Here is a 12,919-nt window from a genome sequence, read left to right as displayed (position 1 = left end):
AAGTGAGAGGGCCTGATTCCAATGATGGAGTGGCCAAATTCGTTCAAGAACAAGCGCCGTCGCACGAAAGATCTCTTTCGCGCCACGATACTCGGCATACCTTTCGCGATCGTGCTCGCAACCCCCGGACTATCCGATGACTGGGACTACACGATCACTCCTTACATCTGGGCACCCGCGCTTGATCTGAATCTTGATGTCGGGCCCAATCCGCCGGTCAGCGGCGATGTATCCATGCTCGACGTTCTGGATGGGGCGCTGTTGTTGCAGGGTCAGGCGCGCAGAGGGCGCTGGTCGTTTCTGGGCGAATTCAATTACCTAAACCTTTCTGACGATTTTGGCATTGCGCCGACAGACCCCCGTGCCGAATGGCGCATGAAAGGTACAATGGTATCTTTGGCAGCGGGCTATGCCTTTTACGACGAGTCCGACACACGCATTGAAGCCATCGGTGGCATCAGGGCTTGGGATCTGGAGACATCGACCGAAGTGTCCAATCTGAAAGCCTCAAAAACGAGCACATTCGTTGATCCGATGATTGGTGTACGCGTGGAAACACCATTGGGACAAAGCTTCAGTTTCCACGGGCTGGCCAATATTGGCGGCAGCAACTTCGGATCTGACCGTCAGGTTGAGGCGATCGCACAAGTCAACTGGCCGTGGACAGAGCGCACCAGCTTTTCTGCCGGATATCGGTATCTGTCATTGGATTTTGACGACGATCAGGTTTTGATCGATGCGACAATGGAAGGCCCCTTTATTGCCGTCAGCTTCGACTTCTGACGCGAGCCCACCGCTAAACTAAACATAACGCATCGATTGATTGGTCAAAATCTGACCATTTTGGCAAACGTGCCTGTTATTTCCTCAACTATAGCGTGAATACCGTTGTCCTCTATGGTATACTTACGACTAAGGTCTTAGTGAGTCGCTTTGCGATCAATCCAGGCACTGAGACGGATTTGATAGTGTGCAATGGGAGAGACCGATGACTGATCTTGAAATCCAGGCTTCTAAACTTGCAGATCGGGCTGAAAAGGCAACTCACGCTGAACGTATGATGTTACAGCCCCAGATCGACCGCGTGCTGAGCACCCTTGCAATGCGTGGTGCCCCCGTGAGCGGCCGTTTGCGCCGGATCAACAACACGCTGAAAGACGAAGCCTTGGACGACATGTTCGACAACATGCCGGTCTGACCCAATCCAAACAGGTGCGAATGGCTGCTGTAGTCCGCTAATCCGACCTGTCGATAGTGCGAAGTCGGCCCGCGAATAGCATCCGTCGGTCCCATCATCAGACATCCAGGCGCAGAGACGCGGCGCGGCGTGACAGCTCTGCAACCCGATCCGTTATTTCAGACCTGAGCGGCCCGGGACGGGGTTCATCCCGTAACGTCGTGAACCAGTGCTGTGGCGGGTTTTTACCGCGACGGTTCCCGTCAAAACGCAAAGCGCGCAGTACGGCTTCCGCCTCGTTCGGCAGGTGATCCGGAATGTCATGCCCGTTGAGCGTCGCCCAAACCCCGGTCCAAAGCCGCCCGACCGACCACGGGTTATATCCACCGCCTCCCAGCACAAGCATGCGCGGCGCGATCCCTATCAAGGCTTTGGTTATGGCCCAATGCGCATTGTTGCTGAGGCTCAGATGCGCAAGCGGGTCTTCTTCCACGCCATCCGCACCACACAGCAGCACCACCGCATTAGGCCTGAACGCCTCAACCTGCGGAATGATCAACCTGTCGCGGATATAGGCCATTTCCGTATCGTTCAGGCCACGCGGCACCGGCAGGTTCAGGCCAGCCCCCCCTGCTGTGTCATCCAACAACCCGGTTCTGGGCCAAAGCCGTTCTTCGTGCACCGAAATCATCAGACACTGTGGATCGCCATGAAAACCAGCCGCGACGCCGTCACAATGGTGCGCGTCAATATCCACATAGGCAATGCGCTGCACGCCATTGCGCCTGAGGCTCAGCATGGCAAGCACCGGATCGTTGAGATAGCAAAACCCGTTCGCCCGATCCGGCATCCCGTGATGCGTCCCCCCGGGCGGGTTATAGATGATGCCCCCGTCGCGCAGCAATTCGCCCGCCAGCAGGGAGCCCCCGGCCGCCGTCGCGGGCCGTCGAAAAATTTCGGGGTAAACGGGATTGGTGACCGTGCCGATGTCATGGCGCTGCGTATCCTGCGGTGTCGGTTCCTGCGTCTCCTCTACCCGCTGCAAGGCGGCAATATATTCCGCCGTGTGCCATGCCAGCAGCGCTTTGGGCTTGGCCCTTGGCGCGGTGATGAATTGTTCGGGCGGCAGCCAGCCCATCGCACGCGACAAGTCCATAACCGTCGACACACGCGGCACCCGCAAAGGATGCCAGCGTCCATAGCTCGAGTGTCGAAAGATCTCGGCTCCTATCAGGCGCGGCGCAGTCATCCGTCTGAGCTAACACGCAGCACGGGCTCTGCAAGCCCGGGAAACAATACGCAACACGGAAAGCCTTGGCAGTATCCTGTCAAACATGCTGAAACAGCCGCCCTTTGATACGATCATGACACTATATCAGACTACGATTTCGCATTTGGCCTTTATATCAAAACGACACAGCCCAGAGCGGGGTGAAAGGGTGTTTACCATTCTGAAACGTTAATAAGCGAAAACAAGCATCGATGCTGCGTCACGCCAATCTGAAATGGCAGCCACGAAAGGCGGGACCCATGCGGGATGAAATCATCCTGAAACCTATCAATCAGGCACAGCACAGCGAGGATGCGCTGGACCTTGCCATGCGGGCTGCGGACTACGCCACGCTTGAGGTAGGGCATGCCCCTGATGACGCGTATATCCTTGATTTTTTTACCGCCGTGCCACCAGACTTGGAACCGGACTGCCTCATGCATTTCGGGATCATGGAAGGTCCTGCGATGGTGGGCATAATCTGCATCGCCGAGGGATATGAATTCCCCGATGACTGGTGGATCGGGCTGTTGCTGCTTGATCCGGCGTTTCGCGGCCAAGGTGTTGGGCGTAAAGTTTTGTCAGACATCAATAAAAGAGCGCGTGAACGGCGTATCGCTCTGCTCAAACTCGCGGTTTTGGCGGCAAATCCCCGCGCGCTCAAGTTCTGGCATCGCGAAGGGTTTACCCATCACCGGGATGCCCCCGCGACACCACAAAGCGATGGACATGACAGGATCGTGCTGAAATACCAGTTGTAACTGGAGGAGTATTTCATGCGACTGTCTGGAAAAACCGCCATTATTACCGGGGGCGCTTCGGGTTTTGGCGCGGGTATTGCACGTAAATTCATCGCAGAGGGCTGCCGCGTCATAATCGCCGATATCAATGGCGACGCCGCCGCCGAAATGGCCGTTGAACTGGGCGAGAACGCAGTGGCGCAACAGGTCGATGTGTCTGATGGCGCTTCGGTCGATACCATGGCCGAGGCTGCGCGCGCGGTCTGGGGTGATGTTGATATCCTGATCAACAATGCGGGCGTCACCCATTTGCCCGCCCCGATGGAAGACGTGAGCGAAAGCGATTTCGACAGGGTTTTGGCCGTCAACGTAAAGGCTGTCTATCTGACCGCGAAAGCCTTCGTGCCACATATGAAAGCGCGCGGTCGTGGGGTTATCCTGAATGTAGCGTCCACCGCTGGCGTGTCGCCCCGACCAAACCTGAACTGGTACAATGCCTCTAAAGGCTGGATGATCACCGCGACCAAAACCATGGCGGTCGAACTTGCGCCCAACGGCATACGCGTCAACGCGCTGAACCCGGTTGCCGGAGAAACGCCGTTGCTGAAAACCTTTCTGGGCGAAGACACGCCAGAGATGCGCGCCAAGTTTCTGTCCACGATCCCCTTGGGACGTTTTTCGTCACCGGAGGATATGGGCAATGCGGCCTGTTATCTGTGCTCGGACGAGGCGTCCATGATCACTGGTGTTGCAATGGAAGTCGACGGAGGTCGCTGCATATGAAGCCCATCAATCTGGCCGAGAAACTGGGACAGTTCACCTCTCATTGGGACCCGCATGTGGTCACGCAGTACAACGACAACGATGTCATGGTCGTTCGGTTTCAGGGTGAATTTCCTTTTCATCTGCATGAAGACACGGATGATTTCTTTCTGGTGTTGCAGGGCGAGATGACCATGGACCTTGAGGGCGCTTCCCATGTGGTCAAAGCGGGCGAGCTTTTCGTTGTGCCCAAAGGCGTGATGCATCGCCCCCGTGCCGAAGCAGAGTGTCACGTGCTGCTGATCGAACCCAAGGGCGAGCCAAATACCGGCGATCCTGCCACCGCTGCCGCCAAGCCGCACATCTGACATGCGGCCCGGCCCCCGCAACCTGATTACGGATGTTGCTGGCCTGCGGGTCGGCAATGCGCAGGACGACAGGTTGAAATCAGGAACGACCGTCCTGACGGCTGACGCGCCGTTTACCGCATCTGTTCATGTGATGGGCGGCGCGCCCGGCACCCGCGAAACCGACCTGCTGGCCCCGGATAAATCTGTCGCATCGGTCGATGCGCTGGTCCTTTCCGGAGGCTCCGCTTTTGGGCTTGAGGCGTGCAGCGGCGTTGTTGAGGGTTTGCGCGCGATGGGGCGCGGCTTTGTGCTGGGGTCCGCCATCGTGCCGATCGTTCCGGGTGCGATCCTCTTTGATCTGACGAATGGCGGGGCGAAAGACTGGGACACTAACCCCTACTCCGCTTTGGGCCGCCGTGCGCTAGAAACCGCAAGCGCCCTGTTTGAGATCGGAACGACCGGTGCCGGGACCGGCGCAACAACGGCCACCCTGAAAGGGGGTCTTGGCTCCGCATCCCTCGTGATGGACAATGGCATAACAGTCGGGGCACTGGTCGCGGCGAACCCATTTGGTGCTGTTACGACACCCGGCAGTCGCCATTTCTTTGCTGCGCCTTATGAAATGGGTGACGAGTTCGCAGGGCTGGGCCCAGACCCCACCAAGGGGCACGGCCTACCATTCCAGACCAAAACGATGCATGGCACCGGCGAGGGTGCGAATACCACAATCGCGATTGTCGCGACCGATGCGGCCCTTGATAAAGCGCAATGTCAGCGCATGGCGATTGCCGCGCATGATGGGATGGCGCGCGCAGTTGTGCCCAGCCATACGCCCATGGATGGTGATCTGGTTTTCGCGGCGGCTATGGGTGCAAAGCCCTTGAAAAATCCATTGCCGGATCTGAGCCTGATCGGCCATGGCGCAGCGCTTTGTCTGGCCCGCGCGATTGCCCGCGCTGTGTACGCCGCGACGCCAAAGCCGGGTGATCTGCTACCAAGCTGGCAGGATTTGTCTGCGCCTTAAGTGCGGTTTGCGTTGAGGTTCACAACCTTGAGGTCCCGGCCCAAAACGCGGGTGACCTGTTCAACAATGCCAAGCGTATCAAGGCCCGCTTCGCGATACATCTCCGTTGGCGACGCCTGATCAATGAAGCGGTCCGGCAGACAAATGGTGCGCAATTTGCAGCCCAGATCCAGCAGTCCTTCGGCGGCCATGGATTGCAACACCATTGCGCCAAAGCCACCCATGGCACCCTGTTCGACAGTGATGAGCGCCTTGTGGTTTTGAACAAGGTTCGCGATCAACTCCATATCCAGCGGCTTGGCAAAACGGGCATCCGCGATGGTGGCATTGATCCCTTCGGCCTCAAGCATGCGGGCCGCCGCCTCGCAATCCGACAGCAGAGTGCCCAGCGACAGGATCGCAACTTCGCCATCCCCTTCGCGGATCATGCGCCCCTTACCGATTTCAAGAACACGGCCCATTTCGGGCAGCGGCACGCCGGTCCCATTGCCGCGCGGATAGCGAAAGGCAATCGGGCCATCGTTATGCGCGCCCGCCGTGGCGACCATATGCACAAGCTCTGCTTCATCTGCGGCGGCCATCACCACCATCCCCGGCAAGGCACCAAGATACCCGATGTCGAAAGACCCCGCATGGGTTGCCCCATCAGCGCCCACAAGACCCGCCCGGTCTATGGCAAAGCGCACCGGCAGACCCTGCAGTGCCACATCATGCACGATCTGATCGTAGCCACGCTGCAAAAAGGTCGAGTAAATCGCGCAAAACGGTTTCAGCCCCGTTGCCGCCATCGCAGCGGCAAATGTCACGCCATGCTGTTCGGCAATACCGACGTCGAACACCCGGTTCGGGAACCGTTTGGCCATCCGGTCAACCCCTGTGCCCGAGGGCATCGCCGCCGTGACCGCCACGACGGAAGGGTCTTCTTCGGCCAGTGATGTGAGCGCATCCCCGAACACCGCCGTGTAAGAGGGCGCGTTTGCTTTGGCCTTGGCCTGAACGCCGGTGCCCACATTGAATTTACTGACGCCGTGATATTTGTCTGCCGACCCTTCGGCGGGCGCATAGCCCTTGCCCTTGACGGTGCAGCAATGGATCAGAACCGGTCCGGTCGCGCGTGCCTTGGCCCCGCGCAGGACACTCAGCAACTGCTCCATATCATGGCCATCAATCGGCCCGATGTAATCAAAGCCGAGTTCCTCAAAAAACGTACCGCGGCTCTCAAGCCCCGTCACCAGCTCACGGGCGCGCCGGGCGCCATCACGCACGGGTTTTGGTGCCAGCTGCTCCATGCCTTCCGCGATGGCGACAAGGCCACCAAAGGGGCCCACGCGCGACAGCTCGGAAAGGCTGGATAAATAGGACGACATCGCGCCAACAGGCGGCGCGATGCTCATTTCGTTGTCATTCAGGATCACGAACATGCGTCGGCCCTCGTGGCCTGCATTGTTCAGCGCCTCATAGGCCATGCCCGCGCTGATCGATCCGTCACCGATGACCGCGACCGCATCCCCTGTCGGCTGACCCATATCGCGGCTGACGGTAAACCCCAGTGCGGCGGAAATTGATGTGCTGGAATGCGCCGCACCGAATGGGTCATACTCAGATTCCGACCGTTTGGTGAAACCGCTGATCCCCCCGCCCTGCCGCAGGGTGGGCATCTGCTTGCGCCGACCCGTCAGGATTTTATGCGGGTAGCACTGATGCCCCACATCCCACACCAGTTTGTCGCGCGGCGTGTCGAACACCGCGTGGATCGCAACGCTGAGTTCCACAACCCCGAGGCTTGAACCAAGATGCCCACCGGTCTGACTGACCGCCTCGACAACTTCGGCGCGCAGCTCATCAGCCACAGTGCGCAGTTCGAGATCGCTCATGCTGCGTAAATCGGCAGGTCCCGCGACACGGTCTAATGTTGGGGTTTTTGTATCGGTCATAGCGCACGTCTCCTGAGTGTTCGGCGCAGGAGGCTCTTGCCAAAGCCCGTATACCGCACCGGGGAAGAAGGAAGGGGTCGCATCGAGAATAAGCCCGCTACGACCCCAGGTTCCTGTAGCCAACAGGAAGGGAACCGGGGTGTTGAGACCCCGTGCCCGGACCAAGGAAGCCAATGGTCCGTGCGAGGCTAAAAGGGGGCAACCACGCGGTCGCCCAACCTCTTATTCGTAAACTGGCGCTTCGGTGGTCGCGAGTTCGGGCCAGTCTGCAATGGCATTCATGCCTTGCATGGGTTGTTGATAGCCTTTGTGGCAGGTCTTGCAGGCCGCTTTGGGCGCATCTGCATAGACCGGTCCAAGGCGATCTTCAGGATATTCGGTTTCGAGCGGGATCAGGTATTCCTGATTCATCTCGATCACCATCTGACGTCCCAGCAGTGCCGTCGCCCATTGGGGCGTATGCTGTTCAGGGTCATAGAACGCGCGGCTGTTGTGACAGAACACGCAGTTCACCCCAAGGCTGTTGGAAAAGTAGTTCATCAGCGAGAACGTCATCTCGGTCTTCTGGATCGACGCGACTTCGATGTCGTTGGGCACACCGGCCACACGGCTTTCCAGATCGTGCACATTCACCGCTTCGTATTCCGTCAGATAGATTTCCAACGCGTTTGACGGCAATGATGTGGACTGGCTCAGTGAGGTGGCGCGGTTTTGAACCGACGCCCAACCGGCGGTCGCTTCGGTCACGGGCGTTATGTTGAACCAGATCTCTGAGGGCACGTTTTCCCCGCGGTGGCAGGTGTAGCAGTTTACACCGACCTCGCCGTTGGCATTCACGTGACCATCCCAGTTTTCATTGATGTTCTGGGTCATCTGGATCATGCGCCGCGCCACGACCTTGGTATAAAGGTCATCCGCACCATAGGTTTCCAGATCACCTTCACCATGGCAGTAGACACAGCCCTCCTCTGGAGACACCCACTGCGTCATGGCTGTCATGACACGGTTGAAGTTATCCTCTGTCAGATCACCCAGCACCTGAACATTTTCGTAAATGTCCTTGGCCAGATCTTCGCCACCTTCGGGGATATAGGGTTCTTCGGTGTAGTAGCCTTCAATCGTGGGGTCCGGCGTAAACCGGGCCACATTGAATTCCGGTACCGACATGCCCGTACCGCGTGGGCCAGTTTGCATGCTGGCCGTCTGTGCAGGATTGCCGATGCTCACGATCGCAGCGGCACCAAAGACAGCGACCCCAAGGACACCGACCAGAATGGCCGGACCAAAGATATTGGTCGGGTTATCCGCGTTCCATTTGTCAAACCACTTGGGAAACATGATCAGTTCTCCTTACCGATAAAGGCTTCGTAGGAGCCGTAGTCTTCGTAGCCGTATGAACCGTCATACATTGGCGCGAAATGGTGCTCTTGTGCCCAGATGAACCAGTTGTCCACGACTGTGCCGGTGAGCAGGATTCCGATACCGCCGGTGATCGGGGTCAGAACCGCGAACCACCATGCCCAACGGTGGATGCCTTCCATGGTGGCGTTAAAGCCCATGGTCCAGCGCCAGAACAATGCCGCACGTTCGGTGGCTGTACCACGGTCATAGATCTGCTCCAGCTCGCGGTCGCCGCCGTAACGGGTCACCGCCAGAATGGTGCCGCCATGCATACAGAACAGCAGGACAGAGCCATAAAGGAACACGATCGAAAGACAGTGGAACGGGTTGTAGTAAAGGTTGCCGTAGCGGATCGAAAACGCTGTCGTCCAGTCAAGGTGCGGGAAGATACCGTAAGGCACCGCCTCAGACCAGGACCCCATCAGGATCGGACGGAACAGGCCCAGCACGAGGAACAACCAGACCGCAGCCGCAAAGCCCCAGAAGATATGTTTCCCCATCTTGTGCTGTTCGGCGAGCAGATACGCGCGCAGCAGCCACGTCATGACCGACACCAGTAAAAAGAAACTGGCGATGATGTACCAGCCGCCATCGTTCAGCGGTGGCATGGTCAGCCCATATTCAGGCGAGGGCGGCTCAAGTGCCAGCCAGAACAGCTGCCGGATGAATTGTGGGATCGACCAGCCGACCTGTGCCAGCATGTTGAAGCCCACGATCACGAACCATGCCAAACCGGTGCCGAAAGCGACCATCGAGGTCCAGCCCCAGTAATAAGGCCCGATCTGCCCGTTGCCGATCAGACCGGCAAGCGAGTTGAAGAATGGCTTTCCAACCCGTTCTTCGTGCATGTTATTGCCAGCGTCGTCCATGCCCATTTCGGGTTTGCCACGGACCTGAACCTGCGTGAAGATGTTTTGATAGTCAGGATACATCATTTCACATCCCCCCTACGATAGCGATGGGTTCACCCCAGATCGGCATATCCAGCCACCAGTTCCACCATTCGGGCCAACCAGCCGTCCAGACGGGACCAGAGATGATGATACAAACCGCCGACCAAAGACCGGCATTGATGGCCAGCAGGTAACCGACGCGGTGAATGCCGAGTGTGCCGACCGAATAACCGATGAAGTCGCGGAAGAACGTGTCTTCGTGATCGGGCGTCTTGGCCTCTTCGCCCTTTTCGGGGTTACAGGCTGACAGGATCAGGCCGCCATGCAGCGCAAGGGCCAGTGTCGTGGTAAAGAACAGCGTCACGGCCAGCATATGCGCCGGGTTATAATGGAAGTGCAGATAGGCGTAGCCTGTGTTGCTCACCCAATCGAGGTGGCTGAAGATCCCATAGGGGAAACCATGTCCCCAGGCACCCATCAACAACGGGCGGAAGATCACGAGCGTCATATAAGCGATGATCGCTGCGGCAAAACCGAAGGGCACGTGATAGCCCATGCCGAGCTTGCGGCAAATCTCAACCTCGCGCAGCGCCCAGCTGATGAACGCGCCTGTCGCACAGATCGTGATGATCTGCCACAACCCACCCTCAAGCAGCGGTGCCAGACCCAGACCGTAACTCAGGTCGGGGGGGGCGATATTGATAAGCCAGGGGTTGAACGTCCCTTGCTGGGAAGCGCCCCAGAAAATCAGGATTGTCCCGAGTAGTGCAAAAAAGGCGGTCGTCACTCCAAAGAAGCCAACGTAAAAAGGCCCCACCCAGAAGTCGAACAGATCGCCTCCGACCAGCGTCCCTCCGCGGACGCGATATTTTCTTTCGAAGCTGAGCAACGCCATCTTCTATTCTCCGCGTGTGCGGCACGCCTGTTTCGAACCGGTACGACAAAGGGCTGCGCGAGATGCGCAAGGGACCGCTTTGTCGACATGCATCCAAGGCGGAGGCCGTCGATAAATTAAGTTACGAGTTCGCTGCGGGCGTGTAACGCATACACAAGACCGCCCGCAGCATTGATAGTCTGAAAGCCGGTATTCCGGTGGCGCATCTTACGATGCGCCGCCAGATTACTGACCGCCTGCGGCGGCTGCCGCCTCGAACCAGTTCAGGCCGCTGCTGAGTACCACAAGGTGGATCATCGCTGCCAAAAGGAAGAGGAAAACGCCCTGTGCCACGAAAACGCGACGGGGGTCGAAGATCAGCCAGATCTTATAGAACTTTGCCATATCTTTCTCTCCTTAACCGAACCACGGACGCCAGATGTAAGTCGCCAAGTGAGCGACCACAGCAACTGCCGCGAACAGGAAAAGCCCGCTCATGTAGACAGAATGCAATTCTTGCGCCTGTTCGTCTGTAAGACCTGTGAAGGACAGGTCGGTATTATCAGCCATAAATATTCCTCCGGAACGTTATGCTGACGCCGTGCACCCCACGGCTGGGTCCTTTGGGAGTTGCCTCCCTCCGGGCTCTGAAAACCTGTTCCCAGGGTTCCAGTCTCTGGACTCGACAGGCGCACACATGTCGAGAATTCGGGTCGGATCACATGCTTGCCATGCAATCCAAACGAAAAGTTTTAGTAGGCCGAAAAGATCATCGGCGTGATGATCCGGGCCTGGCTCCACGCGCGGGCCATTGGGCCTTTGTCGGTAAAGCTGCGGGACTTGATCGCGTGCATGGCCCATGTCAGGGTCGCAAGCGGCAAGGTCGCCACGAAAATAATTGCGAAATAGACGCTGAATTCGACGCCATTCTTGCGCTTCACATGCTCGCGCGAATGCGCGGGGGCTTGCACGGTGGTGTCCATCATGTCTGATGTCATATCGCTCATGTCTGATCCTCCAAATCAGGGCCGGCTATTGCCGGGTCCAACGCGCGCACAGTGCTGAGCACCACACGTTCGTCGCCTGCGGCCAATGCCGCTTTCTCTGCTGCATCACGCAATGTTTTTGCAGCTGAAATTCGTGTCAAAATCGGATGCGTCTCGACGATCGAGTCGAGCATCGCCTGCGCGTCCACATCCCAGGGGAAGTCGCGCCGCAGCGGTGTCAGGGTCGCATCCGTTGCATCCATCTCCGTGCCAAGCGGCAGGATGTGGAAAAGTGCGTCAAACAACCCGTTGCAAATCTCCTGCAACAGATAGGTGGCCCCCGCATAGCCCATGAAAGGCGTTCCCGTATGACGGCGGATCGCCGCGCCCGGGAAGCTCGCCGGGATAAAGGCCGGTGCCGGGCCAAAGCCCGCCTTTTGCTCGGCCATGTACATTTTCTCGTTGATCGACCCCATCACGATCAATGGCTTTTTCTGGCCAATCATCGCGCGGACTTCTTCATTGTTGGTCTTCTTGCCAGCAATGCGGGCGACCGCAAAGGCGCAAGGGAACCCAAGGTCGTCTTCAAGAAACTGCCGAATGCCACGGGCGTAGGTCTCATTTGCCACGATGCCAAAGCTGGCGGTGGCAAAGAAATCCTGCGTGACGGAACGCCAGAGATCCCAGACCGGTTTAATGGTCGAATGCTTTTCTTGCGTGATGAAAGGTTCGGGGTCGAGGCCCACCAAATTCCCCAGTGCGCGCAGGAATTTCGTAGTGCTCTCGACCCCTATCGGGGCTTGTAGATACGGCTTGGCAAGAAGCTCGCTCAACCCGCGCCCGAACTCGCGGTACATGCAGATGTTCACATCCGCATTTACCAGATCTCTCATTTCGGCCACATGGGCGCCCAGAGGCAGCACCATGTTGACCTCGCAACCGATCCCTTCGACCAGTCGCCGTATCTCGGCCAGATCGGATGGCATGTTGAACGTGCCATACATCGGACCGAGGATATTAACGCGAGGACGCGCACCATCCCCGCGTTTTTTCTCGGGCGGCATCCGACCCTTGGTCATACCGAACTCGGTAAAGATCCAGGTCATCGCCCGATCTGCCGCTTCCCATTGATCCTCATCAATGGTGCGTGGCAGAAATCTCTGAATGTTTGTGCCTTGTGGCGTTACGCCACCGCCGATCATCTCGGCAATTGATCCGGTCACCACGACGGCGGGCAGTGCAGGATCAAGTGTCTCCCACGCGCGCTTCATGGATTCTTCCGTACCGGCACCCATTTCGCCTTCGCCCAGACCGGTTACCACGATGGGCAACTCATGGGGTGGCAAGGCATCGGTGTAATGCAAGACGGATGTGACGGGCAGGTTTTCGCAGCCCACAGGACCGTCGATAACAACTTGCAATCCTTTGACAGCGCAAAAGGCGTAAACCGCGCCCCAATAGCCGCCCGCGCGATCATGATCTGTGACTAGCACGAGCCACCTCCGATC

At 58.0% G+C, this 12,919-nt stretch carries 15 protein-coding genes; 6 read left to right on the top strand and 9 right to left on the bottom strand.

The window, feature by feature from the left end:
• The first annotated feature begins 21 nt into the window (after window positions 1-21).
• Entirely contained in the window at window positions 22-783 is a 762-nt protein-coding gene (locus RLO149_RS21790; RefSeq protein ID WP_013984585.1) for a YfaZ family outer membrane protein, read from the top strand.
• 205 nt (window positions 784-988) lie between these two features.
• Window positions 989-1,198 (top strand): hypothetical protein, encoded by a 210-nt coding sequence (locus tag RLO149_RS21785; protein WP_044025789.1) that lies wholly within the window; start codon window positions 989-991, stop codon window positions 1,196-1,198.
• Between the two features lie 97 nt (window positions 1,199-1,295).
• Here RLO149_RS21785 and RLO149_RS21780 read toward each other — a convergent pair whose 3' ends face one another.
• Window positions 1,296-2,426, bottom strand: a complete 1,131-nt coding sequence (locus tag RLO149_RS21780; protein ID WP_013984584.1) for an acetoin utilization protein AcuC — start codon at window positions 2,424-2,426, stop codon at window positions 1,296-1,298.
• A 281-nt stretch (window positions 2,427-2,707) separates the two neighbouring features.
• Here RLO149_RS21780 and RLO149_RS21775 point away from each other — a divergent pair, with 281 nt between their 5' ends.
• From RLO149_RS21775 to RLO149_RS21760, 4 genes are read left to right on the top strand one after another with little or no spacing between them, the layout of a single operon-like run.
• Window positions 2,708-3,208 (top strand): GNAT family N-acetyltransferase, encoded by a 501-nt coding sequence (locus tag RLO149_RS21775; RefSeq protein WP_013984583.1) that lies wholly within the window; start codon window positions 2,708-2,710, stop codon window positions 3,206-3,208.
• A 15-nt stretch (window positions 3,209-3,223) separates the two neighbouring features.
• Window positions 3,224-3,970: an SDR family oxidoreductase gene (locus RLO149_RS21770; protein ID WP_013984582.1), complete on the top strand. Its 747-nt coding sequence runs from the start codon at window positions 3,224-3,226 to the stop codon at window positions 3,968-3,970.
• Window positions 3,967-4,317, top strand: a complete 351-nt coding sequence (locus tag RLO149_RS21765) for a cupin domain-containing protein (protein WP_013984581.1) — start codon at window positions 3,967-3,969, stop codon at window positions 4,315-4,317. Before RLO149_RS21770 ends, RLO149_RS21765 begins: the two co-directional genes overlap by 4 nt.
• A gap of 1 nt (window position 4,318) precedes the next feature.
• Window positions 4,319-5,323, top strand: a complete 1,005-nt coding sequence (locus RLO149_RS21760) for a P1 family peptidase (protein WP_044025788.1) — start codon at window positions 4,319-4,321, stop codon at window positions 5,321-5,323.
• Here the strand turns inward: RLO149_RS21760 and dxs are convergent.
• The 8 genes from dxs to bchZ form a co-directional block, all read right to left on the bottom strand.
• A complete protein-coding gene (gene dxs, locus RLO149_RS21755) occupies window positions 5,320-7,257 on the bottom strand; it encodes a 1-deoxy-D-xylulose-5-phosphate synthase (RefSeq protein WP_013984579.1) in 1,938 nt (645 codons plus the stop codon). The two genes, RLO149_RS21760 and dxs, sit on opposite strands and share 4 nt — an antisense overlap.
• 222 nt (window positions 7,258-7,479) lie before the next feature.
• Window positions 7,480-8,595, bottom strand: coding sequence for a photosynthetic reaction center cytochrome PufC (pufC, locus tag RLO149_RS21750; protein WP_013984578.1), 1,116 nt, complete (start codon window positions 8,593-8,595; stop codon window positions 7,480-7,482).
• Window positions 8,596-8,597: 2 nt separating this feature from the next.
• Window positions 8,598-9,593 carry a photosynthetic reaction center subunit M gene (pufM, locus tag RLO149_RS21745; RefSeq protein ID WP_013984577.1) on the bottom strand — a complete coding sequence of 332 codons (996 nt, stop codon included), beginning with the start codon at window positions 9,591-9,593 and terminating at the stop codon, window positions 8,598-8,600.
• 1 nt (window position 9,594) lies between these two features.
• Window positions 9,595-10,446 (bottom strand): photosynthetic reaction center subunit L, encoded by an 852-nt coding sequence (gene pufL / locus RLO149_RS21740; protein WP_013984576.1) that lies wholly within the window; start codon window positions 10,444-10,446, stop codon window positions 9,595-9,597.
• Window positions 10,447-10,671: 225 nt separating this feature from the next.
• Complete coding sequence (gene pufA, locus RLO149_RS21735) at window positions 10,672-10,830, bottom strand: light-harvesting antenna LH1, alpha subunit (RefSeq protein ID WP_013984575.1); 159 nt, start codon at window positions 10,828-10,830, stop codon at window positions 10,672-10,674.
• Between the two features lie 12 nt (window positions 10,831-10,842).
• Window positions 10,843-10,995, bottom strand: a complete 153-nt coding sequence (gene pufB, locus RLO149_RS21730) for a light-harvesting antenna LH1, beta subunit (protein WP_011566464.1) — start codon at window positions 10,993-10,995, stop codon at window positions 10,843-10,845.
• Window positions 10,996-11,177: 182 nt separating this feature from the next.
• Complete coding sequence (gene pufQ, locus RLO149_RS21725; protein WP_013984574.1) at window positions 11,178-11,432, bottom strand: cytochrome PufQ; 255 nt, start codon at window positions 11,430-11,432, stop codon at window positions 11,178-11,180.
• Entirely contained in the window at window positions 11,429-12,904 is a 1,476-nt protein-coding gene (gene bchZ / locus RLO149_RS21720; RefSeq protein ID WP_013984573.1) for a chlorophyllide a reductase subunit Z, read from the bottom strand. Before bchZ ends, pufQ begins: the two co-directional genes overlap by 4 nt.
• Window positions 12,905-12,919: the final 15 nt, after the last annotated feature.

The organism is Roseobacter litoralis Och 149 (assembly GCF_000154785.2).
Lineage (GTDB): Bacteria > Pseudomonadota > Alphaproteobacteria > Rhodobacterales > Rhodobacteraceae > Roseobacter > Roseobacter litoralis.
The sequence above is the reverse complement of the archived record's forward strand: the minus strand, read 5'-3'. Positions and strand labels throughout refer to the sequence as shown.

Bases quoted from the DNA above. Each gene is read 5' to 3' on its own strand.
- pufC (WP_013984578.1), bottom strand. From the start codon at position 8,595: ATGTTTCCCAAGTGGTTTGACAAATGGAACGCGGATAACCCGACCAAT.
- pufM (WP_013984577.1), bottom strand. From the start codon at position 9,593: ATGATGTATCCTGACTATCAAAACATCTTCACGCAGGTTCAGGTCCGT.
- RLO149_RS21785 (WP_044025789.1), top strand. From the start codon at position 989: ATGACTGATCTTGAAATCCAGGCTTCTAAACTTGCAGATCGGGCTGAA.
- RLO149_RS21765 (WP_013984581.1), top strand. From the start codon at position 3,967: ATGAAGCCCATCAATCTGGCCGAGAAACTGGGACAGTTCACCTCTCAT.
- pufQ (WP_013984574.1), bottom strand. From the start codon at position 11,432: ATGAGCGATATGACATCAGACATGATGGACACCACCGTGCAAGCCCCC.
- dxs (WP_013984579.1), bottom strand. From the start codon at position 7,257: ATGACCGATACAAAAACCCCAACATTAGACCGTGTCGCGGGACCTGCC.
- pufB (WP_011566464.1), bottom strand. From the start codon at position 10,995: ATGGCTGATAATACCGACCTGTCCTTCACAGGTCTTACAGACGAACAG.
- RLO149_RS21775 (WP_013984583.1), top strand. From the start codon at position 2,708: ATGCGGGATGAAATCATCCTGAAACCTATCAATCAGGCACAGCACAGC.
- pufL (WP_013984576.1), bottom strand. From the start codon at position 10,446: ATGGCGTTGCTCAGCTTCGAAAGAAAATATCGCGTCCGCGGAGGGACG.
- RLO149_RS21770 (WP_013984582.1), top strand. From the start codon at position 3,224: ATGCGACTGTCTGGAAAAACCGCCATTATTACCGGGGGCGCTTCGGGT.
- RLO149_RS21780 (WP_013984584.1), bottom strand. From the start codon at position 2,426: ATGACTGCGCCGCGCCTGATAGGAGCCGAGATCTTTCGACACTCGAGC.
- RLO149_RS21760 (WP_044025788.1), top strand. From the start codon at position 4,319: ATGCGGCCCGGCCCCCGCAACCTGATTACGGATGTTGCTGGCCTGCGG.
- RLO149_RS21790 (WP_013984585.1), top strand. From the start codon at position 22: ATGATGGAGTGGCCAAATTCGTTCAAGAACAAGCGCCGTCGCACGAAA.
- pufA (WP_013984575.1), bottom strand. From the start codon at position 10,830: ATGGCAAAGTTCTATAAGATCTGGCTGATCTTCGACCCCCGTCGCGTT.